Origin of the sequence: Bacillus sp. 22-7, assembly GCF_010628845.1 — a bacterium.
Taxonomy (GTDB): domain Bacteria; phylum Bacillota; class Bacilli; order Bacillales; family Cytobacillaceae; genus Cytobacillus; species Cytobacillus firmus_B.
In genome coordinates this window covers 36,654-62,573 of the sequence record NZ_NJQY01000031.1, presented here as the reverse complement: position 1 = coordinate 62,573, position 25,920 = coordinate 36,654, and the positions used below count along the sequence as shown (strand labels likewise).

Below are 25,920 nucleotides of genomic sequence, written 5' to 3'. Positions count from 1 at the left end.
ACTCACCTTACTTCTCCAGCCCAAAATCATCACATGTTCTGAACCAAATTCTTCTCTTTAACCTTCGCTAACACCAACCAGCCTATCGCCGCACCGGCAATGCTGCTGATCAGAAACGGCGGCACAAAGAAGAATGCACCAGCTGCACTGCCCATAAGAAACTTTGCGTATGGAACGGCAAACAATGCTCCGATTATACCGGTGCCCAAAACCTCGCCAGCGGCAGCCCATATTTTCCGGCCGAATTTCAAATAAAGGACACCAGCCAAAAACGCACCGATCATGCCGCCTGGAAACGCAAGCAGCGTCCCGAATCCAAGCATATTACGCAGCAAAGCAATCATAAAAGCGACGGCTGCTGCCGGCAGGGGTCCAAGAGTCACCGCAGCCAATACATTTACCGCATGCTGAACCGGATAGGCCTTGGCTATACCTGCCGGAAACCAGAGCAAATGGGATCCCAGTGTCCCAATCGCCGTAAATAGTGCCATCGTAGTCAACAATCGGGTTCTGTTCATCTAAACCTCCTTTCTATAAGGGCAGCCTGATTGCTTATCTGGATGAGAAGTATATATACAAAAAAGCCGGATCCCCACAAAGGACCCGGCTTGGTTTAAGTATATGAATCGACATATTGTCAAATCCTACTTCCCTCCGCTGGCATTAACCAGATCAGGTCCATAAGAGTCGGAAAGCTATAAGCGCTTTCCTCTCAGCCCGCACATTCGGGGCACCCCTAGTAGTTACATAGATATTTAATTTGATAAGCTGTTTCAAGCTTAACAAATTATTCCCGCACTGTCATCATTCTTTTAGGTTATATACTTTTTTTGATGCACTGGATTAAGCGCTCTTCAATTTCTGCAGCGAAGCTTTGAACAGATTCGTCATTGATTAGCTCAATCATACTTGTCGGCTTAGGCATGCCAATTTTCGTTTTGCCCTTGTCTTCATAGACGACAATTTTACAAGGCAGGAAGTAGCCGGCCATTTTATTCTGTGTTAAAACGCGATGTGCTTCATTCGGATTACATACCTCTAACACATGGAATGCCTCGTTATATTCCAAGCCTTTTTCCTGCAGCTTCTCCTGAACATTAAAATGCCATAGAACTCCGAACTTTTCGTCCTTCAGACTTCCTTCCAGTGAGGATATCGCTTCTTCAATTGATTTCTCGGTTTCAGCTGTGTAATCGAACATAACTGCATCTCCTTTAGTATGGCATATTAATTATGTACCCCTACAGGTATATTATTAAACACAGTCTCAACTGTCAACAACCCAGGATTTTTTTAAAGAAAGTTTTATCGAATTAACCGCAGACCAGCAATATCCTTTAAACTCCCCACCCCCGCAAGAGAGAGAGACACTTTTGTTTCTTCTATAAAGTTGGCAAGTACTTTTTCAACTCCTTCCTGCCCGCCAATGGCCAAACCGTACACATACGGCCGCCCCAGACAAACGGCGTCAGCTCCCAGTGCCAGAGCTTTAACCACATCTGAGCCTCGGCGAATGCCGCTGTCAAACAATACTGGAATCCTTCCTTTTACTTCCTTCGCAATCGGTTCAAGCGCATCAATCGCCGCAATCACTCCATCAAGCTGTCTGCCGCCATGATTGGAGACAATGATTCCGTCTATCCCTCTTTCAACTGCCAATCTGGCATCCTCAGGGTGGAGAATGCCCTTTAATAAAATGGGCAGGCTGGTTTTCTCTTTTAATCTGGCAATATGCTCCCAGCTTAATGTTGGATGATGAATATTATCAAGGATTCCCTGTACGACATCACCGTCCTGGAGAGAAGCCATAAAGACTGGATCGCTTTCATAGTTTGCTTTACCATAGCCAAGCTTTAACGGGGAAAAATTGTTTCTTAAATCGGCTTCCCTCCATCCCATCATCACCGTATCAACCGTTAACACAATTGCCTCATACCCCGCTTCTTCCGCACGGCGAACCATACTGAAAGATACTTCTTCATAATTGGACCAATATAATTGGAACCATTTTGGACTTGAGCCTGTTGCCTTTGCGATTTCTTCAATGGAATAACTGGATACTGTGCTCTGGATAAAAGGAACTCCAAACGAAGCTGCTGCCCGTGCAGACGCCAGCTCTCCCTCATTATATTCAAGCCTCTGCATCCCAATCGGTGCCAGGAAAACCGGGTAAGGATATGATTTTCCACATAATTTCACACTTATATCCGGCACTGAAACATCTCTCAGCATCCTCGGTACTATTGAGTATTTTGCAAAGGATTCGATATTCTTTTTCAGCGTTTCTTCCCCGCCGGCTCCTGATTGAACATAGCCAAATCCGCCTGCTCCCATTACTTTCTCTGCTTCTTCTTCCAGTTCCTTAAATGAAATAGGAAAGTTTTCTGCGAAACTAATATTCTCTACTTTTGCCATCATCCAGCCCGCCTTTTTTTGAATTTATTGAAAATAATATCACTTTTTTAGATTTTAAGAAACTATGTAACAATTTTGGGGCCTTTTCTCTGCAAATTAGCAGGGATTTCACAAAAAATCGGGAATAACCATTTTAACTTAAGGCTTTTTTCGTATAAAAAGTTTTTTTGCCTATCAATGTTGTCCGTTGATTTCCGCTCCAGGATGCTCAGCGAACAGGGCGGGCGGTGAGCATCCTCGACACTGCGCGTCTGCGGGGTCTCTCCTGTCACGCTACTCCCGCAAGTTTCCATTGAGTAAACACCGCACGAAGAAAATGCGAATGCATTTTCGAGAATCTCGCACCTTTCGCTCCAATCAACTCAGCAAATTAAATATATAAAGCAACAAACTTTGCGAAAACAGCCTAACTTAAAGAAATTGGAGTGTAGCAAATGCTAATCAAACAGCCTTTTGATGAATTTCTGAAATTTCATTACGAAAGAATCAGTGAAAGCAAAATGAAAGTCACTTTACCCATCCAGCCGCTCTTTATTAACAGCGCGGGACTGGTGCATGGAGGGATCATTTCCACTCTTGCGGATGTAGCAATGGGGAATATTTTCGAGCCGGATGAAAATCAGAAGCAGTCCGTGGTGACCGCTGACTTGAAGGTCAGTTTCTTAAAGGGGGCGACAGGGGAATATCTAGTTGCCGATGCTCACCTTGTGAAAAGAGGACGGACACTCAGCCACACAGATTGCCTGATTTATAACGATCAGAATCAGGTTGTTGCCAAAGCATCGGGAATTTTCGCATCTATTTAGAGTGATTAATCCTATCGTTGCCTGAGTAGTTTCGCTGACAGCGATAGGAGGAACCATTTAAAGCTTACGGAAAATCCTAATAGCTTCTTTTCTTCTTTTATAAAAGTGAAAAACACTGTAAAATACTCCTATCGCCATTGAAACAACCAATAAAAGCTGTAAGCCAGATAAAGATAGTGTATTGGCGAATGAAAGAGAGTAAGCCAGCAGCAAGGAAGTTGCTATTTTAGATATAGAAGCAATTCCCAGGAATTTTTTAAATGATACACCACCCATTCCTGCTCCAACACAAATGATCTCATCCGGCAATATCGGAATAACAAACAGCAGTACTAGTATGGAGTTTTCATTTCTCTCCATGTATTTTTGGTATTTGTCCAGATGCCGCTCCTTTATAAACCTCGATACAAGCTTTAATCCCCCTATCCTTGCAGTCCAGAACATAACAATAATCCCCAAAAGTGTACCTGTGAATCCAAGAAAGGCAGCGGCAGCAGGACCGAAAACAGCACTTCCTGCAGGCAGTGTGACGGCTTCAGGAAGCGGCAAAAGGATGGGCTGTAAAAAGCAAATCAGGAAAAAGATGAGCTTTCCCTCCGCTTCATATTCCCTCAGTATACTCTCTAGCCCATACGCATCAGTCAGAACGAGTATCTTGGTTAAATAAAAGGTAATAAAAACGATTAACAGCAGACCGAACATATAAATTAGTGCCAGTCTGCTGTATTTTAACCGGGATAACCTGCCTGCAGAAATAAAGTAAAAATCCATCACTAATATGGCAGCCATACCTGTAATAAAAACCCATTTGTAAGCAGGCAAAAGTGTCGGAAAAAAATTAAACAACATATAAAATGATATTAAAATGATAAGACCATGCAAACTAACTTCAAATTTTTCATTCATACATTTTCCCCTTCTTGCTTTTCTTACCTATAGTTTAAAAAGAAATACAAGAAGGATTAAGCTCCCTCAGCATTAAAATAATCTAAGGCCAGAGACTTAGATTTAAAAAAGCAGGGATTATCCTGCTTTTTCTAATACTCTATCTCATCATAATCCTTAGGCTGCGGAACCGGCTGATCCCCTTTATATTTTCCAAACTCATTGACAAGCTCCCTTTCTTCTTTTGGGCCCTGTGTCTGTTTCTTATTTTGCTCATCTTTTCTAGACAATTTATTTGCTCCTTTCTTATGGTTCTTTAAATTAATATGTACTCATTACTTTTATTTCACGCATAGCTTAGAAGGATTTTTCCTGAACTCTGTAAAATAGATAAAAAAAGCACAATTAGATGATAAATAATAAGGAGATTCCCATGGTAATATTAGAACCTTTTACAGAAGAAGACTTCGATTTGCTCATCAGCTGGATCAGCACACCGGAATTAATGATTCAGTGGAGCGGTGCTCATTTCGAATTCCCGCTTGATCATGTGCAGCTTGCTAAGTATATACGCTCTGCGAATCTGGATACCAGCTCGGATTATATATTCAAAGTTATGGCAAACGATGAAATTGTCGGTCATATTTCCCTAGGCAGAGTAGACCGTGTCAACGGAACTGCGAGGATTGGCAAAGTTTTCATCCGCCCTGAAGCACGGGGGAAAGGATATGCTTCAGAAATGATTCATCAAATCCTGAACTTAGCCTTCCAGGAGCTGAAATTAAATAGAATCGGTCTCGGAGTTTTCGATTTTAATCTGCCTGCTATTAAGATTTACGAGCAGGCAGGTTTCCAAAAAGAAGGACTTCTCAGGCAGACCAATAAAGTTAAAAATGATTATTGGAGCTTAATAGAAATGGGCATTTTGAAAGAAGAATGGCAAGCTAGCTCCGGCTCATGAGTATTCAATCAAACGTTTGATTGAATTGTGCTCATAAAAAAACAGGGCGGATAACCTCCGCCCTGCTTGATCAACTTGCTTTTTCCTCTGCTGGCACTTCCTGTACTTCCTTGGAAAGAAACCATCCAGCTAATGCTATTCCAATTAAGACTACGTAGAAAGTAGCTTTCCATTCCGTCGACTTGGCAAATCCTTCAGGCAGGATCGCCAGCGCCGGATGGGACATTGTGTAGACAGCCAGTTTGACACCAACCCAGCCGACAATACCAAATGCTGCAACCTCAAGTCCAGGTCTCCTGTGAAGCAGATCCACAAATAGGTTAGCAGCAAAACGCATAATGATTAATCCGATCATACCGCCTGCAAAGATGACAAAGAACTTTCCGCCGTCAAGTCCGCCTACATGGCCAAGTCCTGAATCCGGAAGAGCCACAGCCAGGGCGACTGCTGCCAGAATAGAGTCTACAGCGAAAGCAATATCAGCAAGCTCTACTTTAAAAACCGTAAGCCAAAAGCCTGATTGCTTTTTTGATTTTGTAATCTCTGCTTCTTCCTCGCCTTTTTTCACAAGAAACTTTCTTAATATATGATTGGCCGCGATGAACAGAAGATACAGTGCTCCGATCGCTTGAACCTGCCATACGTCAACTAAATAAGAAATTGCAAATAACGATCCAAAGCGGAAAACAAACGCTCCAGCCAACCCGTAGAATAAAGCCTTCTTCCTCTGCTCCTCCGGAAGATGCTTTACCATAATCGCCAGCACCAGCGCGTTATCAGCAGCCAATAAACCCTCCAGCGCCACAAGCAGCAGCAGCACCCATCCGTACTCAAGTATTAATGATAATTCCATCTAAACACCCTCCCTTATTTAACCTTTGTGTATTTTTCGTCTAAACGCTTTTCAATTTTAGCCAGCAACACTTGATCTCTCAGCATCTCTTCCTTGTTTTTCTTAATTAATTCTGCAAATGAAACTTTAGCTTTTTTCATCCTGATCTCCTTTCCTTTGTTTTTTAAGTATTGAAAGCTTCGCACTGTTTCCCTGCAGTTATGTCGATTGAGGATTTCCATTGCCAAGCTATATCAGGCAATAAAAAAACCTCTACCAGCAAGCGGTAAAGGTTTTAAAAACAAAAAGACCTTTACCCGAAACAGGCAAAGGTCTTGCTAACAACGTTAAGGTTGCCAACAAAGCCGGGAGCTCTTAACTCCGAAATGACGACTCTGCTGTAAAAGCTACTCCCCTTTAGGAGAAACTATTCAACTATTTAAATAAATCATATTCTATTTTCATCAAAATGTCAATGCTTATGCAAATCGGTAATAAATTAAAATGAATGTCGCAAGGACGAAAATAAAGTTCAGGAATACAAACACAAATTGATCCGCCTTAGTTTTGTGCAGCTTGATCGGCGGGTTATAGAAAGACACCCCTTCAATGATGAAAATAATCAGCACAATATGAATCATAAAATGACCGATCACTTCTGTCATGCCAAACAGCATTGTGGTAGTGATGAAAATAACTGTCACGACGAAGCCAACTACACGGTTAAGAATCCCTACTACAAGAAGGTAACCGACCACAAATTCAATGAATGCAGCCATAACAACGAATGCAGCAGGTGCAAATCCGAATGTAGGGACTCCATGATTGGCCACAATATCCAGTGACATGCTTGGATATACCCATTTTTCGACAGCCACCCAGCATAAAGATAAACCTGTGCCCAAATATAAGAATGGAAATCCAACCTTCTCGAGCTTCGTGCTGCCGACCATCAGGACTCCAATAATGGCAACATAATATCCATAATCAAGCATATGGAAAATGCCATTCTGCATGGTAACGTACACAAACAGCCCCAGTAAAATAACGGCCCCGGCCTTTGTTGAAATATGATGAGGAATTAGCAGAAAGCCAATTGCAGCCCACGTTAATATCATAGCAATCGTGCTGGTTAAATGAAATTCAGGCGCAAACAATGTTCCGTTCGTTACCTGGATTATTAACGCCGCAGCAGTTCCATACTTCAGGATATATCTGCTGTATTTGCGGAATCCTGAGAGCCAGTCATCAAGCTTTTTGACTTTAGCCCATTGTGAAGTCTTTGGGATAATCAATGTCAATAGCGCAAGGACAATCGCAGCCGCCAGGGCCAGTCCCATGAATAAAGGTGATAATATATTTTCAATGGTTTCCTTATGAGGCGCCACATTCGTGAACCATTTCACATGAGCGCTTGTAAAAAAAGGCGTCATGACTAAGCCTATTATTAATAATAACTGAAATATTTTTTTCATGGTTTGTTATGCCTCCTTGGTGGCATTTAAAATTATTTAAACAATATTAGTACAGTATTAATATAATATACTTCTTGTTGTTATGGATTATTCAAAAATGAACATTATGTGAAATTATTCACATATTAATACACATAAAAATACAGGCTAATTTGCACCTGTATTTTTATTCCCTACTTTTCTCTTTTCAAATCTGAAAGTGCCGGCTTTTTCTCTTCTTTCATTCCCTCATCTGACACTATGTCTTTTGCCGCGCTTTTAAACTCAGTTAATGTCCGCCCAAACGCCCTCCCAATTTCGGGAAGCTTGGATGGCCCAAATATGATCAAGGCAATGACAAGAACAAGAATTAAGCCTGGAATGCCAATGTTAGAAATCATCTTCTCACCGTCCTATTAATGTAATACCTTTTCGTGCTTTTTCTTAAGCTGCTTTTCATGTGCCCGGTTATGGGCACGATGACGGTCTTCCTCAACCTCGGCAGATATTCGAACTCCCTGAGGGACAGCAGAAGCCGAAACCTGCTTCAATCCAGCCTGATCTTTTTCAAAAACAAATGATGCTCTTGTTGAAATATCCGCTCCTGGCTCTGTTACGAATGGAAGAACCCGATAATCCGCACGCCATTGCTCTGGTGTTACCCGGCAGCGGACATAGCCTCTATAATTATTAAAAAACTTAATATGCGGATTCTCTGCAAGCGTCTTTTCCGTATCTGCTCTCACATCTGATCCGTTCCCTCCTGATGTGATAGAGGTTCCGACAAATTCGGCCCCAATTAGCTTTGCATTTGGATCATCATAGTCTGTTAGAATATTGGAAGCCCAGCTTGCATGAACATCTCCAGTCAGGACGATCAGATTTTCGATATTGTTTGAAGCTGCGAAATCAGCCAGGCGCTCCCTGGCAGCAGGATATCCATCCCATGCATCCATGCTGAACTTCGGCGAAGCACTTGTCCCGAAGTTCCTCTGGACAAAAAACACCTGCTGTGCAAGCACATTCCAATGAGCATGGGAGGTACTAAGATTGCTTTCAACCCACTGTTCCTGTTCTTTGCCAAGGAGAGTCCGGGCTGGATCAAGCGACTCCGGTGTATGCGGCTTGCTGCCATCACCATTTGCCTGGTCATCCCGATATTGCCGGGAATCAAGCACAAGGAATGACGCCAGGCTGCCATAGCTGAACTCCCTATACAACTGCATACCATCACCATTTGGCATGGAAGATAACCGGAGTGGCATGTGCTCATAGTATGCCTGATAAGCTGCTGCCCTGCGTTTAATAAATGCTTCAGCTGACTGGCCTTTTTCCGGAATCCCTCCTGCATAGTTATTTTCCACTTCGTGGTCATCCCAAGTGACCACCCAAGGGAAAGCAGCATGAGCTTCTCTAAGATGCTGATCAGATTTATACTGAGCATGGCGATTCCGATAATCTTCTAGAGAGATAATTTCCTGCCCGCTATGATGGCGGACATTTCCTGTTGGTGAAATATATTCATTTGGCCCATATTCATATATGTAGTCGCCAAGGTGAATGACAAAATCCAAATTTTCCTTTGCCATATGCTGATAGGCTGTAAAAAGTCCATGTTCATACTGCTGACATGAAGCAAATGCAAATGATAACCCTGATACTTTGGCACCCGCAGGCGGAAGTGTCTTTGTTTTGCCGATTGGGCTAAGCTCATTGCCGCTTTTAAAACGATAATAATAAACAGTGTTTGGCATTAAGCCTTCTGCCTCCACATGCACAGAATGCGCCAATTCCGGCACTGCAATTTCAGTCCCGTGTTTAACAACTTTTCGGAAGTATTCATCTGCAGCAAGTTCCCATTTGACCGGTACAGCATGATTTGGCATCCCGCCTCCATTAAGTGGATCGGGTGCTAGCCTTGTCCATAAAACCACACTGTCAGAAAGAGGATCTCCTGATGCGACACCGAGCGTGAAAGGGTATTTGCTGAACTTAGGAGCAGCATCAACCTTTAGATTACCCACCCCTAATGATTGCGCCATAGCCAGCGCCAGCGAAAAACCTGCTATTTTCCCTGCGCCAGATAGAAAGCTCCGGCGGTCAATGTCCCTTTTCAGATTTTCTTCATTAAACTTCCTGATTAAATCATCAATCGATCTCTCATTGTTCATTTTCTTCACCTCTTAATTCAATCTGGATTCACATTTGATTATAAGAGGCATTTTTTAAAGCAATATGAAGATGTGTAAAGGAGAATGACTATACCTCTGCCTATTTTATCAGGTCTTTTGTAAGGATTTGGTTATTCTTTCACCTGTAATCTAGGCTTGCAGCCAAAATACCTTTGTTCCCCTGTATCATTTGTCCCAGCTATTTTTACAATATATACATAGAATATTAACGAATCCTGTCAAAATCTTTTAGTTTACTAATCTATAAATAGTGGTTATGATGATAGTTATAATCTTGAAAAGGGGTGAGGGAATGAGGAAACGCCAGGTAATGCCACTTATACTGCTGTCTGTGTTTTTATCCTTTCTCATTACCCAATATCCTGGTGTCCATTATAATGACATTCCAATGGACCAAAGCAAAGCGGTAACAGTTTCGGACTTTACCGAGAGCTTCCTATTAAAAGATGATCCCAAAAAGCATATCTTTACTTTGGATATCATCTCTTTATCCATTACAATTCTGACAGTTATCCTTTTTGTATATAGTGCTCTGCACATTGCCCGCAGGAGAAAGATATTTTATACTCCAATTTTCTACGAGGCGAATTATGTCATTCACGCTCCTTAATTGTCCAACCAAACAATTAAAGGAGGAAGACATAATGTGGATTAGATTTTTAATGATTGGGTTATTTTCATTAACAGCTTCCAGCCTGTTCTTTTATCAGGGTATGGAAATGTATCATGCTTTCACAGATTTTTTTAGACAAAAATAAGAAGTTGGCGCCCAGGGATTCCCTCCCTGGGCGTTTTTATTTCATAAAAAACCCGGCCTGTTTTATTCCCAGGCCGGGTTTCCTTTCTTACTATGCTTTTGCATATTTATCGTCTATTTTTTTTTCAATCTTCTCAAGCTCACGGCGATCTTTTAAAAGTTCTTCTCTATTAACTTTAATCATTTCAAGCATTGATAATTTTTTCTTTTTCATTTCTGCTCACCTTCTTTCATGATGTTGGTAACTTCTTGATGCAAGATCTTTATTGAAGCTCTTTTCGTATAATTGTTGTTTTTTGCCTTTCAATGTTGTCCGTTCATTTCTGCTCCAGGCTGCTCGCTTTCGCGGGGCGGGCGTGGTCTCGCACCTTCCGCTCCAATTAACTCAGTAAATAATATTTATTAAGCAACAAATCTTGTGAAAATTGAAAGTCCTCTTAAAAAACAATCGTCTTATTGCCATGCACTATGACTTTGTCTTGCACATGCCAGGCGACTGCCTGTGCAAGGACCTGCCTCTCCACATGCCTGCCGGCAATTTTGAGATCCTGTGCAGTGTGCCGGTGGTTAACCCGCTGGACATCCTGCTCAATGATCGGCCCTTCATCCAAATCATTTGTAACATAATGGGCAGTTGCCCCAATCAGCTTGACCCCGCGGTTAAACGCCCGTGCATAAGGATTGGCTCCCACGAAGGCCGGCAGAAAGCTGTGATGGATATTAATAATCCTGTTTGGATATTTGGAAATAAAGCTCGGTGAAAGAATCTGCATATATCTCGCAAGCACAATGAAATCCGCTTTTCCATCCAGCAGCTCTACTGCCTTTTGCTCAGCTTCCGATTTAGTGTCGGGCGTAATCGGAATATGATGATATGGTATTCCAAAACCCTCCACCACTTCCCTCATGTCAGGATGATTGCTGATCACAAGGGGAATATCCACTTCGAGCTCCTTCGATTTCCAGCGCCACAGCAGCTCGAGCAGACAGTGATCCATTTTAGAAACAAATATGGCCATCCGCTTGCGCTCGCCTTTGCCGCTCAGCTTCCACTCCATAGAGTATTCCTTGGCCATCTCAGGCAGATCCTCTTTCAGTTTTGAAAAGGACTCATCAAAATGATTCATATCGAATTCAATCCGCATGAAGAAGATGCCTGCCAGCGGATCGGTTGTGTGCTGGTCAAAATGCACAATGTTCGCGTTATGCTCCAGCAGAAAGTTAGAGACTGTGGAGATGATGCCCGGTCTCTCTGGACAGGATATCAGCAATGTCGCCCGGTTTGCGTTAATATTTGTATTCATATAGATTCCTCCAACTGCCTTGCCATCCATATAAAAAGGACAGAAAAAAGGCGGCTTCTTTATCCCCCTTCTCTGTCCTTTTACCTGAGAGTTTGACCCCTTTGGTGTCGCAAAGTCCATGCGCGCTCTCCAGAGATGCGTCCGACTGAGGTTCTGTCTACCTGAGAGATTGGCTTCAAGGGTATTTTTGAAGCTTGCTCCTTCGGTGGCTACTGTATGCTCTCTCCCGCAGCCGTCATCCGCTCAATATTTTTGTTATTTTCAGAATAATGTATTTTTTAACTTATGTCAATCGAACTAGGTTTCTTTCACAAAATTGCCACAATTTCAGCCTGGCATTAAAGCTGATTTATTATGTGAAAAAGAAAAGTAAAAAAGCTTGAAGACAACGTCTCCAAGCCTTTCTCTACACAGCTGCCTTTGGTTTTGGCTCCTTTTTCTGCCAGGCAATCGTGATAAACAATGTAACGATCAATAAGGCCAAACCAAGAACAAACGGATAGGTTATCCGTACATCATAAAGTACACCGGCAATCGTTGGCCCCAGAACGTTTCCAATGCTCATATAAGCATTGTTCATTCCCATCGCAAACCCCTGTTCATTACCGGCCATTTTTGAAATTAGCGTGGTCAAAACCGGTCGAAGAATGGAAGTTGCAAGGAAAATGATCAGCGATATAACGAAGAAAAGTGCATAGCTTCCTGCAAACAGTGAGACAAGGAATCCTGACGCTGCAACAGCCAAAAAGATATTCAATACCTTTCCTTCACCGAATTTATTAACCACACGATCGACTACAAATAATTGAACAATAACACTAATGACTCCTGTCGAAGTCACCATAATGGCAATTTCCTGCGGAGTAGCAGCAAATTCATTATCAAGGTAGAGCCCAAGAACTGACTCATACGCCATTAGTCCAAAGCTCATCACCAATGTAATGATAAGCGGAATAAAATAAGGCTTCTTAACGGACATGGCCAGTTTCTTGACCATCGGTTCCTCTTCAGGCATATCTCCCGGCACTGTCTGCAATGTGCTGCTTTCTTCGAGGAGCACAATGGAGAATAGAACAGCCACTAGAGATACAAGCGCTGAAATCAGAAATGGCATTTTTAAGCCGAAGTCTGCCAAAAACCCGCCTATCCCAGGTCCAACCACAATTCCAAGTGACATTGCAGCTGAGACAAGACCATTCCCTTTTGCACGCTGCTCCATTGTAGTAATATCAGCAATGTACGCAAAAATAGCTGGAATCAGCAAGGCAGCTCCAATGCCTCCAATGACACGTGAAAAGTAAAGCAGCCAAATGGAATCTACTGCATAAAAGACAAGCATGGATAATGTCAAACCAGCTAACCCGTAAATAATCATCTTTCTGCGGCCGTACTGGTCAGCCCATTTTCCCGCGATAGGAGAAAAAATCAGCTGGGCACCCGCAAAAATGGCAATCATCAGGCCTGCTGCCGTTCCTCCCTGATTAATGGATTCCAAATAAGCCGGCAAAATCGGAATGATAATACCAAAGCTTCCGATTGCAATAAACATATTGATCATCAAAATGATCATCTTTTTCTTTTGATCTCCTGACAAACGGATACCCCTCCTTCTATATGTGAAAAATTTACATTATTTTTTTCGGCACGCTAAATAGCTTATAATGAGACATGCTGCTTTGTCAAAGGAAAAAAAAGAGAAGCCCCAGCAAAGCTGAAGCCTCTTGTAGTCACCCTTTAAATTTGTTCGGGAATTGCTTCACAACCGCATCAGAAATGGCATCTGCCATCATAATAATATGCGACACTCCCTCATCAATCGAAACAATTCTTGCTTCCCAATCCTTAACAAGACTTGCTGTCAGATCATTTGTTACTAATTCCAAATGCTTATAAAGCAGTTTTTTCACATCTTCATCTTTCAGATTTGGATTGGCTCCGCTTAGAAAAGCAGCGATATCATCGGCATTGCGATACCATTTTTTGTTCAGCTGGTTCACCTTTGCACCCTGTCCGCTCTTTGCTGCCTCCACAATATCACCCGCAATGACAATATGCTCTTTAAGCAGTTCTGTCAGCTTAGATCCTGCAGCTTCTCCGTAATAAGGCTTAATGGAATTCCCTATGTCCTCCTGATTTTTAAGCAGGCGCGCCAATACCTGCTTCTGATCCTCCGCCCCTGCAGTTGTGGCACTTGTAATATAGTTGCTTGTCCATAATACATGGTCGATCCATAGTCTTCGGAATTCGTTTTCAAACTTAACCTCTGGTTGAGTAAGACACGGTTTTTGTGCAGCTGCACTGCCCGGAGCTGCCAGCATATTCAGCGGCATGAGCAGCATTATTCCTATGATCAGTAATTTCTTCATATCCTTTTCTCCTTCCTAATTGAAAAAGTTTCCTTCTTATTTTGATTATCCTAAGATTTTTCATACAAAAAAAATAAAGCTCGAGACTAATGCCCCAAGCTTTTTCAATCAAACGTTTGATTGATTGCATATAAAGCCTATTTACTTTGGCTCTTTTCGTATAAACATATTTACCTTCGCATAAATGATCACACTACTGCCACCGCAGCAAAAAACTCATTATAAAGCGCCTGTACCGCACGTACCTCATCCGCTGCCTGTACGCCAAACATCATGCTCACTTCAGATGAGCCCTGATTGATCATTTCCATATTGACTTTCGCTTTAGCGAGGGCTTTGGAGGCACGGGCCATTGTTCCGATGTTCTGGCGCATCCCTTCTCCAACCACCATAATAAGTGAAAGGCTGTGCTGGATTTTCACTTCATCTGCATGGAGTTCATGCTGTATGCGGTTCAGAATTTCTTCCTCCATCCCATCAGTAAATTGGTTTTCCCGCAGGATAATGGAAATGTCATCAATTCCTGAGGGTGTATGCTCATAGCTGAGGCCATTCTCTTCAAAAATGGTCAGCAGCCTCCTCCCAAAGCCGACTTCCCTGTTCATTAAGTATTTGCCGACATAGATGCTGCAGAATCCCTGATCACTGGCAATCCCGATCACAGGTCCGTTCGTGTTATCCCGCTCGTTCACAATCCTGGTGCCGGGAGCAGACGGATTATTCGTATTTTTTATTTGCACAGGAATTCCGGCCCGAAATGCCGGTACAAGCGCTTCATCATGCAGGACAGTAAAGCCTGCATAAGAAAGCTCCCGCATTTCCCGGTATGTCAGCTCTTTGATTTCTTTAGGGCTTTCTACAATAAAGGGATTTACCGAATAGACCGCATCCACATCTGTAAAGTTTTCATATAAATCCGCCTTGGCTGCACCGGCCAAGATGGAGCCTGTCACATCCGATCCGCTTCTTGAAAATGTGAAGACCTGGCCATCCCTGCTATATCCAAAGAAACCCGGAAAGATGATGATCCCGTCCTGCTCCCTTAATGCAAGCAGCTTGTCATATGCTTCAGGAAGCACCTGAGCGTTGCCGGGCTCCGGACTGACAAGCAATCCCGCTTCCTTCGGGCTCACATATCTTGCTTCTATTCCCTGCTGCTGAAAATAGGCTGCTACAAGCTTAGCGTTGTTATCTTCACCGCTCGCTTTGATCAAATCCATGAAAACTTCAGGATTATGCGTATCACTGGAAAGCCTCGTAAAAAGATCATCCCTGATGATATCTTTAATTTCCTGACCAAGCTCTAATTCATCAGCGATTTGGCCATACCGATCCAATACAGCTTCAGCCAAATCATCTGCTTCTTCCCCCTGAATCCGTTTCTCTGCACATGCGATTAATAAATCAGTAACCTTGTCATCCTCTGAGAATCGCTTTCCAGGAGCCGAGACAACAATGATCTTTCGCTCTGGATCAGCATTTACAATATTGAATACCTTCTCGATTTGCTTTCCGGATGCTAAAGAAGATCCTCCGAACTTCACCACTTTCATCCTGACATCTCCCAATCTCTGAAAATTTAATCTTTATTTTACTCTTATCCTCACAGAAATCAAGAGAAAATTCCACCATATAAATACAAATGTTCATCATAAAAATACATAAAAATATTCAGATATAGTATTATTACTTGTTTTCTATGAATACACCGTTAAATAATATTATTTTAAGAAAATAAAAGAAAACGCTTACAATTAGTATTTATTTTTTGGATTAAATAAAGCCAAAAATGTTCAAATTAGTGGTTTTCACTCTCAAGTAATAGGGTATATGTTAAGGATATTTATAGAAAGAATTAAATCGTAAAACACGGGAAGGGAAAAAGTCTATGGGAATCCTAGTTGTGGACGATAATCAAGCCAACTTATTTGTTATTCAACATATATTAAAACGCGCCGGGTATAAAGAACATTTAACGTTTTCTTCTGCAAAGGATATGTTTCAGCATCTCCAGGGATATTCACCTTTTTCAGCTGATATAAAAGCAGACGTGATCCTGATGGATATAATGATGCCGGAGATGGATGGAATTGAAGCATGCCGCCGGCTTCAGCAGATTCCACATTTGAAGGATATCCCGGTGATTTTTGTAACTGCATTGGAGGACTCAAATAAAGTTGCAGAAGCTCTTGATGCGGGCGGGACCGATTATGTAATGAAGCCCATTAATAAGACGGAACTGCTTGCCCGCATTCGTGCTGCCTTAAGGCTTAAATATGAGAAGGACTGGCATAAGGAGCAGGAAAATAAAATCAGGAATGAATTGGATTTATCCATGCAGGTACAAACCAGCATGCTGAGCGAACCGATTTATCACGAACATACACTGTTAAAGGCTTCCTACCTGCCAGCCAACAAACTTGCAGGAGATATGTATTACTGGCACCAGATAGATGAACATCGCTATGCTGCCATACAGCTGGATATGATGGGCCACGGAATTTCAGCTTCCCTTGTATGCATGTTTATCTCTTCTGTTCTCAGAGATGCCATCAGAACATGCAGTGATCCTGAATACGTCATGAACGAACTAAATCGGTGGATGAATTCCCTAAACCAGCGCAATCAGCGAATTCCATATTATTTTACAGCTATTTACCTCGTTCTTAATAAAAAAGACAAAACAATCGAGTATGTAAACGCCGGACATCCAGCCGGATATGCACTTGTAGACAAAGATGAAATGTTCAGCTTATCAAGCAATATGTGTGCAGTGGGTTTTTTCGAAGATATTACGATACAAAAAGAAACTATTCCCTATACAGAGTCCATTCAGCTGCTCTTGTTTACAGACGGGGTGGAAGAAGCGGTAGAGCAGAATAATCTTAATCCATGTGAGTATCTTCAGCACTTCGCATCCTTTCACTGGAATGCAGCCAGAACAGCAGAGCCAATCGATATGATACTGACTAAGCAGCAGCAGGCAAGCGCTGATGATGATATGTGTATTGTTCTTATTCAGGCAGATTAGGATGAATACATAATATTTCTTACATAAAAACAGAGTGCAGTCCCTCCAAAACAGGGACCGCACTCTGTTTTTATTTTACATGAGAAACCTTCCTGAATATCTTTTCCTGCAGGCTGATTTCTTCGAATACAGGGTATTCCATCCGCAGCGCTTCCTTGCTGCCAAGCCCCAGAAACCCTCCCATGCTGAGGCTTTCATTAAAAAGATTAAAAACGTGGCTTTGCAGGTCTGTATTAAAATAGATCATCACATTGCGGCACATAATCACATGAAACTCATTAAAGGAGCCATCAGTCACCAGATTATGCTGAGCAAAAACCATTCGATCAAGCAGGGATGCATTCAAATAAGCCGCTTCACAATCGGTTGTATAGTATTCAGAAAAGGATTTTTTTCCGCCTGCCATAATGTAGTTCTTTGTATAGAGCTGCATTTTTTGCAGCGGGATTATTCCGCTCTCTGCTTTTTTAAGCACCTTTTCATTGATGTCTGTGGCATAAATCTTCGTTCGCTCTCCCAGCCCCTCTTCTTCCATCAAAATAGACATGGAGTAAGCTTCTTCCCCAGTCGAACAGCCTGCATGCCAAATTCTGATCTCCGGCAATTCTCTGAGCATCGGGACAACCTCATTCCGGAAAGCCTTAAAAAAAGAAGGGTCCCGGAACATTTCTGTCACATTGATTGAAAAATCGCTCAGTACCTTTTGCAGGTACCCCTCTTCATGTATAACCTTTTCTGTGAGGCTTGTTATGCTGGGCAGCCGATCCCTGCTAAGACGAGCTTGAATTCTCCTGGCAATTGACGAGCGCATATATTGCCGGAAATCATATCCGGATAAACTGTATATAGCCTTTAAAAGCAATTCTATTTCTAATTCTTCCTTTTTCAATTCCTTCATTCCTCAACTTTCGAGAATAAAATGATGTTGACGGTGTCCGGATGTTGTCCGGACTCCTCTTTGCCAACTATGAAAGCCATACTCTCATAACAGACAGCAGCTGGTCCAGTTTTAAAGGCTTGCTGATATAATCCGTTGCACCCGCTTCCATGCATTTTTCCCTATCGCCTTTCATTGCCTTGGCAGTAAGGGCAATGATTGGAACATCCTGGTGTCTGTCCAGCCCGCGAAGCCTCTTCATGGTTTCATAACCATCCATAAGCGGCATCATAATATCCATCAGAACAATATCGATCTGTTCTGTACCCATTATCAAATCGAGGCACTGCATCCCGTTTTCTGCTGTAAGGACATTCATGCCTTCTTTTTTCAAAGCATTTTTCAGTGCATAAATATTTCTGTGGTCATCATCTACGACAATGACTGTTTTGTCTTTAAGCTCCGTTCCTGTCTGCTGATGCTCTGCTTCCGTATCTTCTTTAGCATCTTGTGCTTCAGTTGCCTCAGACACTTGTGTAACAGGATCAACGGTTACAGCAGCTTCTTCGAAAGCCAGCGAACCGGCCTCTATTTCAGGCATTCCGTTTGGAAGATTCGGGATAACGAGTGTAAACCGGCTTCCTTTTCCTTCTTCACTCTCCACTTTGCAGATACCGCCGAGCAGCTGGGCAAATTCCTTGGAGATGGACAATCCCAGGCCCGTTCCGCCATATTTCCTCATTGTGGCGCCATCAGCCTGCTGGAAGGCTTCAAAAATCAGCTCCTGCTTCTCGGACGGAATGCCAATACCTGTGTCGAGCACTGTTATTTTCAGCCAGTCATTTGTATAGCTGGATAACGGCAAGCCAAAGAAATCGCCTTTTGAAGCTTTTTCAAACGTGACTGCTACTGAACCTTCTTCCGTAAACTTAAATGCATTTGAAAGGAGGTTTTTCACAATTTGCTGCAGACGCTGCTCATCGGTATTGAATACAGAAGGAACTTCTTCCGAAGAGCTTACAGTAAATTCAAGATTTTTATGCCTTGCCACCTGTGTAAAATGCTGTTTCAGACGCTGCGACATTTCTCCCATATTGACTTCCTCAAAGCTGATTTCCAATTTCCCTACCTCTACTTTTGAAAGGTCGAGAATATCGTTAATGAGGGCAAGCAAATCCTGTCCAGATGTATGTATAACCTTGGAAAACTCTTTCTGCTCCTCAGTAAGGATTTGATCCGGGTCTTCTGCCAGCATTTCTGATAAAAGCAGGATGCTGTTAAGAGGCGTGCGCAGCTCGTGGGACATATTTGCCAGGAACTCTGATTTGTATTTTGAGCTTAAACCCAGCTGTTTTGCTTTTTCCTCCAGTTCTTCCTTGGCAGCCTGAAGTTCTTCGGATTTCATTTCAGCATCTCTTGAGCGCTCTTCAAGCTGCTCATTAATCATACGCAGCTCTTCGGATTGACTCTGCATTTCTTCAGATTGCGCCTGCAGCTCCTCAGACTGGGATTGCAGCTCTTCAGCCTGTGCCTGGAGTTCCTCTGTCTGTGCCTGGGATTCGGCCAGTAAGCGTTCAATCTCCATTCTTCCGGAAATATTCGTAATGGCTATTCCTAATGTTTCTATTACTTTTTCCAATAGTTTGATCTGAGCTTCAGTGAACGGCCTCAAACTCGCCAGTTCCAATACTGCCACTACCTCGTCCTTTAGCATAACGGGAGCCATCATGATGCTTTTCGGCCTGACATCTCCCAAACCAGTTGATAAGACTTTGTAATCCTCAGGAACATCCTCGAGGAAGATTGTTTTCTTATCCCTGACAGTTTGCCCTGCTAAACCTTCCCCCTCATAGAAAAAGTCTCTTCCTGCATCATCCGCTCCATCTGCATACGCAGCCTGCTTCTTAAATACAGGTTTGCTTCCGTTGTCATCTTTCACATAAATGACTCCAAGATCAGCTCCGGCGGCAGGTGCCAGCCTTGATATAAAATCATCTGCCAAATTGGCTATAGTCACATGCTGGCTATAGATGCTTACTAATGCAGCAGACTGGCTTTGGATCCAGTTTTGCTCACTGATTTCAGCCGAATAGCGCTGTTCTTTCACGTAATAATTCTCAAGGGAATCAGCCATAGAATTAAAGGCTTTCGCAATATTGCCGATTTCGTCATTGGATTCGACATTCAGCCTTGAAATGGAAGAAAGATCCTGATAATCAATATCCTTAATCCCTTTTGTAATTAAACTGATGGTTCTGCCTGTGCTTCTGATCACCCAAACCGTCACTCCAACGATTAAAACAATTGCTATTGCAACCGCAGCAACCAAAGTAGATACTAACTGGCTGTACGTGTCATTTGCACCATTCAGCGATTCCGCCATAAGGGATTCCTGATACTCTTTAAATTCAGCCAGCTTGTTCAGCAGTGCGTTTCGGTTTTCTCTCTCACTTCTATATAGCGCTTCCAAAGAGTCCATATCACCATTACTCATTAATCCAATGAAGCTGTTTTGCATCTGGGCATATGATTCATATGCCTGCTCCACTTCTTTTAAAAGCAATTTGGATTTTTGTCTATTTAATTCTTGTTCTAAATTAAATATTCGGGTTTGTATCCCCTCATGGTTGGCTTTCACCAATTCAGCCGTCATGGCTAAATCGCTTGAGTCTTTATCGGTGAGCACACTTAGCAGCTGCTGGTCTGTCTGGTAAAATAGCTGTCTGATCTCTGTAGCCTGATTTACCTTATAGTATCGATCCTCCACAATTTCCAGCATGTTTGCTTTCATTCCGTTTACCATAGACAGAATGACAAACATTAGAATAAACAAAAAAAATACGGTTAAGCCCAATCCCATCATTTGCTTTCTTTTAAAGCTCACCTGTTCTCTCCTTCTTTCCCCCGATTTTTCTTCATCATTTTTCTTTGCATGTTCATGCTTTATGAGATTAAGGTTTTAATAGACCAGCTTCTTTACCCTTATATGTTAGAGGTCAAACCTGTATTTCGCCTTTTTTATATAAATTATTGTTTTTAGCCTAAGTATTCAGCCCGTTGATTTCCGCTGCAGGCACTCAGCAAACCCGCGGTGCGGGCGGTGAGCCTCCTCGACGCTGTGCGTCTGCGGGGTCTCACCTGTCCTGTCCCGCTACTCCCGCAGGACTTTGAATAAGCTTCCTTTAATAAACAACGCACGAAGAAAATGCGATAGTATTTTTCGAGGATCTCGCACCTTCCGCTCTAATCAACTCAGTGAAAAACATAAGAACATAAAAAAGAGGAAGGATTACTCCTTCCCAATGTTTAACGATATTCCTTAACTCTGTCCCCTGCTGAAGTCATCCATTCAAACTGGCGGAGCTTCAGGTCAAATAGTGTAAGAGGATCCTGGTAAATCTCTGGATTTTTGCGCATATCGCTTAATGCTTCTTTATTTTCCGCAATGTTCGTATATGTCTCTTCAACTGTATGATTCAATACGTCAAACGGATTTTTGAAGAACATCTTAATATCCCGCTCAAGCGATTTCTCGAAGAGTTCGAATTGCTGCATGAATTTATCGGTGATGAATTCTGCGATTTCGCTATAGTCTTCATGCTCAATGAACTGTTTATATTTATTATGGAGCATGGTTTTATTCTGCTGAATCGCCCCAAGCAGTTTTCCTGCACTCTTGAGCAGGAACTGCGATGGTGAAAAGCGGTTTAGAATATTGGCCTTTTCAAGCTGAACACTCCCGCGCGTCATCCGGTCAGCGTCGCGTCGCCAGTCATCCAGGACTCTGAAATCGCAGTCCAGCGCGATTTTCTCCTCGCCGTATAGCTCATTGAAGCCTTGGCTGATTTCATCCAAATATGCCTGGCTGCTTCTGAACTCTCCTTCACTTTCCGCAATCCAATTCTGTATGGAAACATGAAACTCCGGCAAAACCGTATCTTCAATATATTGATGTACCCGATTATTCATTTCATCATTAAGCTCAGTATGGATTTTTCCAAAATCACTGTCTTCTGTCACCATTTCTGAACAATTCCGAAGCAGTTCCGGAATCTGCTTCTCAAGATCCGCTCTCATTTCATCTTTAATCTTGCTGTACGATCTTTTAATCGTCCGGACCTTCTCTTCTTCCATATCCATCAGCTGATTCTTGGCACCCTTTAGTTTTGTCACCATCTCTTCATTCCATTTAATCGTATCAATCAAGCTGTTTTCCATCTCAACACGTTTTTCAAGCAGGAATTTGACGGATTTTTTTATATAGTAAAGAACCTTTGCTGTACGCTCTTCTTTCCGGTTCTGTCCATCGATCATCGACTTGATAAAGACGGCTAAATCATTGAGCTGGCTTTCGCTTTCATAATAGGCGGAGAAAGCAAACACCTTTGCATTCGGGAAATAGGTATGAACACGGGACTGAGTTTCGTCAAGAAGCTCAATGGCATCCTGGCTGTCCGGAATCCGATCCATTTTACTGAGAAGGAAATGAATAGGCAGTTCCGGAGCCTGCTCTCGCATTTTTACAGCAAGATCCAGCTCTTTATCTGTCAAAGGGGAATCCGCATTCAGGACAAATAGCATGCTGTCAGCGAAATGGAGGTATTGGAACACACCATTTCTGAACTTGCTCTGCCCCGCAAGACCCGGCGTATCTATGACAGCGAGTCTATTATTCTGTAAAAAGTTGAATGGCATCTTGCAGCGTATGAGCGTCTGCTGGCTTTTCTCCGCACTTTGCCTAAAATCCTCAAGATCAGAAATGCTTCTGACCTCCTCGTCCGTAATAGCATGGATTTCCGCTTCATCACTATCCTTGAACAGCACTGAAGCAGAGGTTGAATCCCCCATCAGCTCTTCACCGAGAAGAGTGTTCACAAAAGATGATTTTCCATTTGATGCTGCACCGGCAATCAGCAAGTGGCCGGAATCCAAATCAAGGAGCTCACGGACCATCCATTCAAATCGCTCACCCATCAGGACACCTTTTTCCTTTGCCCATTTCATGATATTTTCGAAAAGCTTAAAGCTTTCCTCCAGACCTTCCTGATAACGTACAGAACGGTTCACAAGGCTTTCTGCTTCAGTGACAGCAGAAGAATCAATATTGGATGGAAATATTTCACTCCATGCCAGCACTGCCGATGCCGAAACAAGATAATGAGAAGGGGCAGCTATCTTTACCCAATTCGTTATGTGATTTGGAATCAGATGGGATAAATCCCGGATTAATTGCTTGCCGCTGATCAATTCAAGATAAGTTTCTTTGTAAAGCTCCGAAAGCACGCTCCATGTATGTGAGCGTCCCGGCTCCATATTCAGGAGAAGATGATTATATTCTTTCAGCCATGAGAAATACAGGTCAGATTTCTTGTAGCTGACCCACAGAGCCGCTGATAAACCTTCAAAGTGAGCCTGATCTGCACGGTATAACACCGAAAGCGCCTCACTGAAATAGTTCGGCTCCATTTTTGCTGTCCGCCCCTGTTCCACATACGAATGAAGAACTTCAAACCAGGATAGTGATTCCGTCCTAATTGCTTCATTGACAGCCAGCTCCACTGCATTTCCCCAATCACTGTGTTCTTCAAAGAACCCTCGTCCAAGATCGGTCACATCCGGATAATCCGGATTTAGCCGGACCGCCTCTTTAATGGATTCAACAGCCAATTCAAGCTTGCCTCGCTGTATGTAAAGTGAAAACAGCTGGAGAAGCACTTCGGTCTTTAACACCTCTGAATCTGTTTCAATCGATTTATAAAAGTCCTCTGCATTTGAAAGCAGATCTAATTCAAAATAGGCATCAGCCATATTTTTCTGAGCCCACGGCCCCAATTCATTCGGAATGCTTTCCCATTTAAAAATGGCCGCTTCATAATCCTTGTTAAGGAAATAGACTTCACCCTGGGCGAAGCGGATATTAGTTAAATCAGGCACCTCGTTCTGCTGCTCAGCCACATACAGTTCACCCAAAACCCTGATCGGATGCACATTTTCATTAGATTCCATGAAGGTCTTATAAAAGGTTTTGCTGATTAGCTTCTTCTCTAAAGTCATCTTGATCCCCCGCAGTGCTATTTTTAAAAGTCCGCCTAAAGGCGGCGTCTTTTAAAAGAATTTTATTGATCCAGCATGCTGATTTCCTAATTTCATAGGGCTTTATCAGCATACTTTATAAGAAAAGCGGAAGGCGCCCGCCTATCGGCGACAAGCATAAGACGAGCCGGCTGAAAGGTTGTTCTTTAACCTTTTGGACGGATTGAAAGAAATGTTGAGGCGACTGCCCAGGGACGACTAGCATAAGACGGTCCCTGTAAGAAGGTGTTTTTTCCTTCTGGAAGGGAGCGGCTTATGACCTCGAGTCCCTAGGAGCGGAAACAAGACAAGCTTATGACCTCGAGCCGATGGCGCCTGGAGCTAGACAGTAATCTAACTTCAGGATTTACCTTCTTATCTTTTAAAAAAACGCATAATACGCCAATTTTCATCCTTTATCCTTATATTGTAGCAAAAATTTTTCTGCAAAAAATTTCATTTATCTATCATTTTTGAAACATTGCTGTATTCCTGTGTAATATTTTTAATAGTTAGAATCACCTTCTCTCTATTAATACCACCTCAAATCAAAATAAAAACTGGCAGACAGAAATATATATTCCTGCCTGCCAGTTTTCATTCTTCATTATGAGGCTTGCTGCGGCCGGGCGGCCCGGCGCCGTTTCCCATAGATGACTGTAACAGCCATGCCCAGAATCAGGAACACACTTGATATTTGGAAGAGCGCCGCCGTTTCCACAAACTGTGCAAGCACCCCAAATACAAGCCCGCTTAGTCCAATGCCAAGGTCGATGGAGGAGAAGAACATTCCATTTGCCACACCGCGCCGGTTGGATGGTGTCATTGATAACGTCCAGGACTGCAGAGTAGGAATCAATGAGCCAAAACCAATTCCAAACAAGATTCCGCTAATGATAATAAACAAATTCGAATGAGCGAAGGAAAGTACCCACATTCCTATGAAAGTCAGGAACGTGCACAGCAGCACGAGCCCCATCGGCCCCCGCTGGTCAAACCACTTTCCGGCAACCGGCCTTGATAACGATGCCATAATCGCATTAAACAGGTAGAAAAGGAATATCTGATCAATGCCCCGCTCTTCGCCAAAAATAACGATGAACGTTACGATGGAGCCATATCCAAAGGTCACAAGTATTGTGATGAACGCAGGAAACCAGCTGGATTTTTCAACTAAAGAGCCCAGATAAGAGAATTTAAGATCTTCTTTCCTTGTTTTCATAACAGCCTCAGGCGTTTCATAGCGGACAATGGCCAGGAGCACAATGGCAATCACCCCTAGTACGCTTGAGATAAAAATAAGATTTGTAAAGGAAGTAATCTGATATAGATAGATTCCAAGACTTGGAGCAATGATCATTCCAATCGTAACGCTCAGGCCATAGTAACCCATTCCCTCTCCGAGCCTGGAATTAGGCACTACGTCTACAGCCGCTGTCCCATTCACAGTAGTTGACCAGCCCCATGCAAGGCCATGAATGAATCGGAACAACAGAAAAATCATCACCACGCTTGAAAGCGGATAAATAATGGTTATTGCCAAAAGCGCTGCTGCCCCAATCAATACCAGCTGCTTTCTTGCTTTATATTCCAGCATGAATCCGATGAAAGGCCTGCTCAAAACGGCTCCAATCGAAAACAGTGCCGTTACCAGCCCAATTTCAAGACCAGTCGCCCCAATGGACTTTATATATGGAGGCAATGTTGGAATCAGCATCTGAAACGACATAAAAACAAACAAATTCCCAACCATCAGCATAATGAAAGACTTTGTCCATAAAGTCTCTTTTGCAGCCTTTTCCAAGTGCATCCCCCTTTCATCTATTAAAGAAAATGATAAAGTGAAACTTCAATCAGTGGGGTTTTCCTTATCCCACACTGATTGTTAGTTGAGGCCCACAGGAAGTGGGTCACAAAGACGTTGCCACAGGACGTGGCGTTCTTAGTCTTTGTTCTTCTTTTCGGGCC

General features: G+C 42.7%; 23 protein-coding genes and 2 riboswitches. Of the genes, 4 read left to right on the top strand and 19 right to left on the bottom strand.

Annotated elements, in window-relative coordinates:
• Positions 1–29 precede the first annotated feature (29 nt).
• The 3 genes from thiW to CE058_RS20310 all read right to left on the bottom strand — a co-directional run bounded on the left by thiW (position 30) and on the right by CE058_RS20310 (position 2,415).
• A complete protein-coding gene (thiW, locus tag CE058_RS20320) occupies positions 30–518 on the bottom strand; it encodes an energy coupling factor transporter S component ThiW (RefSeq protein WP_163144859.1) in 489 nt (162 codons plus the stop codon).
• A 114-nt stretch (positions 519–632) separates the two neighbouring features.
• Positions 633–748: riboswitch (TPP riboswitch) on the bottom strand.
• A gap of 69 nt (positions 749–817) precedes the next feature.
• On the bottom strand, positions 818–1,201 hold the full coding sequence (locus CE058_RS20315; RefSeq protein WP_163144858.1) for a DUF302 domain-containing protein: 384 nt from the start codon (positions 1,199–1,201) through the stop codon (positions 818–820).
• Between the two features lie 104 nt (positions 1,202–1,305).
• Complete coding sequence (locus CE058_RS20310) at positions 1,306–2,415, bottom strand: alpha-hydroxy-acid oxidizing protein (protein ID WP_163144857.1); 1,110 nt, start codon at positions 2,413–2,415, stop codon at positions 1,306–1,308.
• Positions 2,416–2,849: 434 nt separating this feature from the next.
• Between CE058_RS20310 and CE058_RS20305 the strand changes: the two genes are divergently transcribed.
• A complete protein-coding gene (locus tag CE058_RS20305) occupies positions 2,850–3,221 on the top strand; it encodes a PaaI family thioesterase (RefSeq protein WP_163144856.1) in 372 nt (123 codons plus the stop codon).
• 57 nt (positions 3,222–3,278) lie between these two features.
• Here the strand turns inward: CE058_RS20305 and CE058_RS20300 are convergent, their stop codons facing one another.
• The gene (locus CE058_RS20300) at positions 3,279–4,127 is read right to left on the bottom strand and encodes a TVP38/TMEM64 family protein (protein ID WP_163144855.1); all 849 of its coding nucleotides are present in this window, start codon (positions 4,125–4,127) and stop codon (positions 3,279–3,281) included.
• A 131-nt stretch (positions 4,128–4,258) separates the two neighbouring features.
• Complete coding sequence (locus CE058_RS20295; RefSeq protein WP_163144854.1) at positions 4,259–4,396, bottom strand: hypothetical protein; 138 nt, start codon at positions 4,394–4,396, stop codon at positions 4,259–4,261.
• A 143-nt stretch (positions 4,397–4,539) separates the two neighbouring features.
• Between CE058_RS20295 and CE058_RS20290 the strand changes: the two genes are divergently transcribed.
• On the top strand, positions 4,540–5,067 hold the full coding sequence (locus CE058_RS20290; protein WP_227889040.1) for a GNAT family N-acetyltransferase: 528 nt from the start codon (positions 4,540–4,542) through the stop codon (positions 5,065–5,067).
• Positions 5,068–5,137: 70 nt separating this feature from the next.
• Here the strand turns inward: CE058_RS20290 and CE058_RS20285 are convergent, their stop codons facing one another.
• From CE058_RS20285 to CE058_RS20265, 5 genes are all read right to left on the bottom strand, one after another.
• Entirely contained in the window at positions 5,138–5,920 is a 783-nt protein-coding gene (locus CE058_RS20285) for a TerC family protein (RefSeq protein WP_163144853.1), read from the bottom strand.
• Between the two features lie 14 nt (positions 5,921–5,934).
• Positions 5,935–6,060 carry an FbpB family small basic protein gene (locus CE058_RS20280; RefSeq protein WP_163144852.1) on the bottom strand — a complete coding sequence of 42 codons (126 nt, stop codon included), beginning with the start codon at positions 6,058–6,060 and terminating at the stop codon, positions 5,935–5,937.
• 318 nt (positions 6,061–6,378) lie between these two features.
• The gene (locus tag CE058_RS20275; protein WP_163144851.1) at positions 6,379–7,374 is read right to left on the bottom strand and encodes a hypothetical protein; all 996 of its coding nucleotides are present in this window, start codon (positions 7,372–7,374) and stop codon (positions 6,379–6,381) included.
• Positions 7,375–7,547: 173 nt separating this feature from the next.
• Positions 7,548–7,754 carry a twin-arginine translocase TatA/TatE family subunit gene (locus CE058_RS20270; protein ID WP_061792687.1) on the bottom strand — a complete coding sequence of 69 codons (207 nt, stop codon included), beginning with the start codon at positions 7,752–7,754 and terminating at the stop codon, positions 7,548–7,550.
• Positions 7,755–7,769: 15 nt separating this feature from the next.
• A complete protein-coding gene (locus CE058_RS20265; RefSeq protein ID WP_163144850.1) occupies positions 7,770–9,524 on the bottom strand; it encodes an alkaline phosphatase D family protein in 1,755 nt (584 codons plus the stop codon).
• Positions 9,525–9,837: 313 nt separating this feature from the next.
• Here CE058_RS20265 and CE058_RS20260 point away from each other — a divergent pair, with 313 nt between their 5' ends.
• Complete coding sequence (locus CE058_RS20260) at positions 9,838–10,155, top strand: hypothetical protein (RefSeq protein WP_163144849.1); 318 nt, start codon at positions 9,838–9,840, stop codon at positions 10,153–10,155.
• A 238-nt stretch (positions 10,156–10,393) separates the two neighbouring features.
• Here the strand turns inward: CE058_RS20260 and CE058_RS20255 are convergent, their stop codons facing one another.
• From CE058_RS20255 to CE058_RS20235, 5 genes are all read right to left on the bottom strand, one after another.
• Positions 10,394–10,516 (bottom strand): FbpB family small basic protein, encoded by a 123-nt coding sequence (locus CE058_RS20255; RefSeq protein WP_163144848.1) that lies wholly within the window; start codon positions 10,514–10,516, stop codon positions 10,394–10,396.
• Positions 10,517–10,739: 223 nt separating this feature from the next.
• Positions 10,740–11,606 (bottom strand): formyltetrahydrofolate deformylase, encoded by an 867-nt coding sequence (gene purU / locus CE058_RS20250; RefSeq protein WP_163144847.1) that lies wholly within the window; start codon positions 11,604–11,606, stop codon positions 10,740–10,742.
• A 138-nt stretch (positions 11,607–11,744) separates the two neighbouring features.
• Positions 11,745–11,845, bottom strand: a riboswitch (glycine riboswitch).
• 167 nt (positions 11,846–12,012) lie between these two features.
• Complete coding sequence (locus CE058_RS20245) at positions 12,013–13,200, bottom strand: MFS transporter (RefSeq protein WP_163144846.1); 1,188 nt, start codon at positions 13,198–13,200, stop codon at positions 12,013–12,015.
• Between the two features lie 133 nt (positions 13,201–13,333).
• Positions 13,334–13,972 carry a glycosyltransferase gene (locus CE058_RS20240; protein WP_163144845.1) on the bottom strand — a complete coding sequence of 213 codons (639 nt, stop codon included), beginning with the start codon at positions 13,970–13,972 and terminating at the stop codon, positions 13,334–13,336.
• A gap of 188 nt (positions 13,973–14,160) precedes the next feature.
• Positions 14,161–15,525, bottom strand: coding sequence for an aspartate kinase (locus CE058_RS20235; RefSeq protein ID WP_163144844.1), 1,365 nt, complete (start codon positions 15,523–15,525; stop codon positions 14,161–14,163).
• Between the two features lie 335 nt (positions 15,526–15,860).
• Between CE058_RS20235 and CE058_RS20230 the strand changes: the two genes are divergently transcribed.
• Positions 15,861–17,003, top strand: coding sequence for a PP2C family protein-serine/threonine phosphatase (locus CE058_RS20230; RefSeq protein ID WP_163144843.1), 1,143 nt, complete (start codon positions 15,861–15,863; stop codon positions 17,001–17,003).
• 70 nt (positions 17,004–17,073) lie between these two features.
• On the opposite strand, the gene CE058_RS20225 is transcribed toward CE058_RS20230, so the two are convergent.
• From CE058_RS20225 to CE058_RS20210, 4 genes are all read right to left on the bottom strand, one after another.
• Positions 17,074–17,901, bottom strand: coding sequence for a CheR family methyltransferase (locus tag CE058_RS20225; protein ID WP_204260560.1), 828 nt, complete (start codon positions 17,899–17,901; stop codon positions 17,074–17,076).
• A gap of 67 nt (positions 17,902–17,968) precedes the next feature.
• Complete coding sequence (locus CE058_RS20220; RefSeq protein WP_163144841.1) at positions 17,969–20,764, bottom strand: ATP-binding protein; 2,796 nt, start codon at positions 20,762–20,764, stop codon at positions 17,969–17,971.
• Positions 20,765–21,186: 422 nt separating this feature from the next.
• Positions 21,187–23,934: a dynamin family protein gene (locus tag CE058_RS20215; RefSeq protein WP_163144840.1), complete on the bottom strand. Its 2,748-nt coding sequence runs from the start codon at positions 23,932–23,934 to the stop codon at positions 21,187–21,189.
• A 625-nt stretch (positions 23,935–24,559) separates the two neighbouring features.
• Positions 24,560–25,762, bottom strand: a complete 1,203-nt coding sequence (locus tag CE058_RS20210) for an MFS transporter (RefSeq protein ID WP_163144839.1) — start codon at positions 25,760–25,762, stop codon at positions 24,560–24,562.
• Positions 25,763–25,920: the final 158 nt, after the last annotated feature.

Coding starts and splice junctions, on each gene's coding strand:
- thiW (WP_163144859.1), bottom strand. CDS start 518: ATGAACAGAACCCGATTGTTGACTACGATGGCACTATTTACGGCGATT.
- CE058_RS20315 (WP_163144858.1), bottom strand. CDS start 1,201: ATGTTCGATTACACAGCTGAAACCGAGAAATCAATTGAAGAAGCGATA.
- CE058_RS20310 (WP_163144857.1), bottom strand. CDS start 2,415: ATGGCAAAAGTAGAGAATATTAGTTTCGCAGAAAACTTTCCTATTTCA.
- CE058_RS20305 (WP_163144856.1), top strand. CDS start 2,850: ATGCTAATCAAACAGCCTTTTGATGAATTTCTGAAATTTCATTACGAA.
- CE058_RS20300 (WP_163144855.1), bottom strand. CDS start 4,127: ATGAATGAAAAATTTGAAGTTAGTTTGCATGGTCTTATCATTTTAATA.
- CE058_RS20290 (WP_227889040.1), top strand. CDS start 4,540: ATGGTAATATTAGAACCTTTTACAGAAGAAGACTTCGATTTGCTCATC.
- CE058_RS20285 (WP_163144853.1), bottom strand. CDS start 5,920: ATGGAATTATCATTAATACTTGAGTACGGATGGGTGCTGCTGCTGCTT.
- CE058_RS20280 (WP_163144852.1), bottom strand. CDS start 6,060: ATGAAAAAAGCTAAAGTTTCATTTGCAGAATTAATTAAGAAAAACAAG.
- CE058_RS20275 (WP_163144851.1), bottom strand. CDS start 7,374: ATGAAAAAAATATTTCAGTTATTATTAATAATAGGCTTAGTCATGACG.
- CE058_RS20270 (WP_061792687.1), bottom strand. CDS start 7,754: ATGATTTCTAACATTGGCATTCCAGGCTTAATTCTTGTTCTTGTCATT.
- CE058_RS20265 (WP_163144850.1), bottom strand. CDS start 9,524: ATGAACAATGAGAGATCGATTGATGATTTAATCAGGAAGTTTAATGAA.
- CE058_RS20260 (WP_163144849.1), top strand. CDS start 9,838: ATGAGGAAACGCCAGGTAATGCCACTTATACTGCTGTCTGTGTTTTTA.
- CE058_RS20255 (WP_163144848.1), bottom strand. CDS start 10,516: ATGAAAAAGAAAAAATTATCAATGCTTGAAATGATTAAAGTTAATAGA.
- purU (WP_163144847.1), bottom strand. CDS start 11,606: ATGAATACAAATATTAACGCAAACCGGGCGACATTGCTGATATCCTGT.
- CE058_RS20240 (WP_163144845.1), bottom strand. CDS start 13,972: ATGAAGAAATTACTGATCATAGGAATAATGCTGCTCATGCCGCTGAAT.
- CE058_RS20235 (WP_163144844.1), bottom strand. CDS start 15,525: ATGAAAGTGGTGAAGTTCGGAGGATCTTCTTTAGCATCCGGAAAGCAA.
- CE058_RS20230 (WP_163144843.1), top strand. CDS start 15,861: ATGGGAATCCTAGTTGTGGACGATAATCAAGCCAACTTATTTGTTATT.
- CE058_RS20225 (WP_204260560.1), bottom strand. CDS start 17,901: ATGAAGGAATTGAAAAAGGAAGAATTAGAAATAGAATTGCTTTTAAAG.
- CE058_RS20215 (WP_163144840.1), bottom strand. CDS start 23,934: ATGACTTTAGAGAAGAAGCTAATCAGCAAAACCTTTTATAAGACCTTC.
- CE058_RS20210 (WP_163144839.1), bottom strand. CDS start 25,762: ATGCACTTGGAAAAGGCTGCAAAAGAGACTTTATGGACAAAGTCTTTC.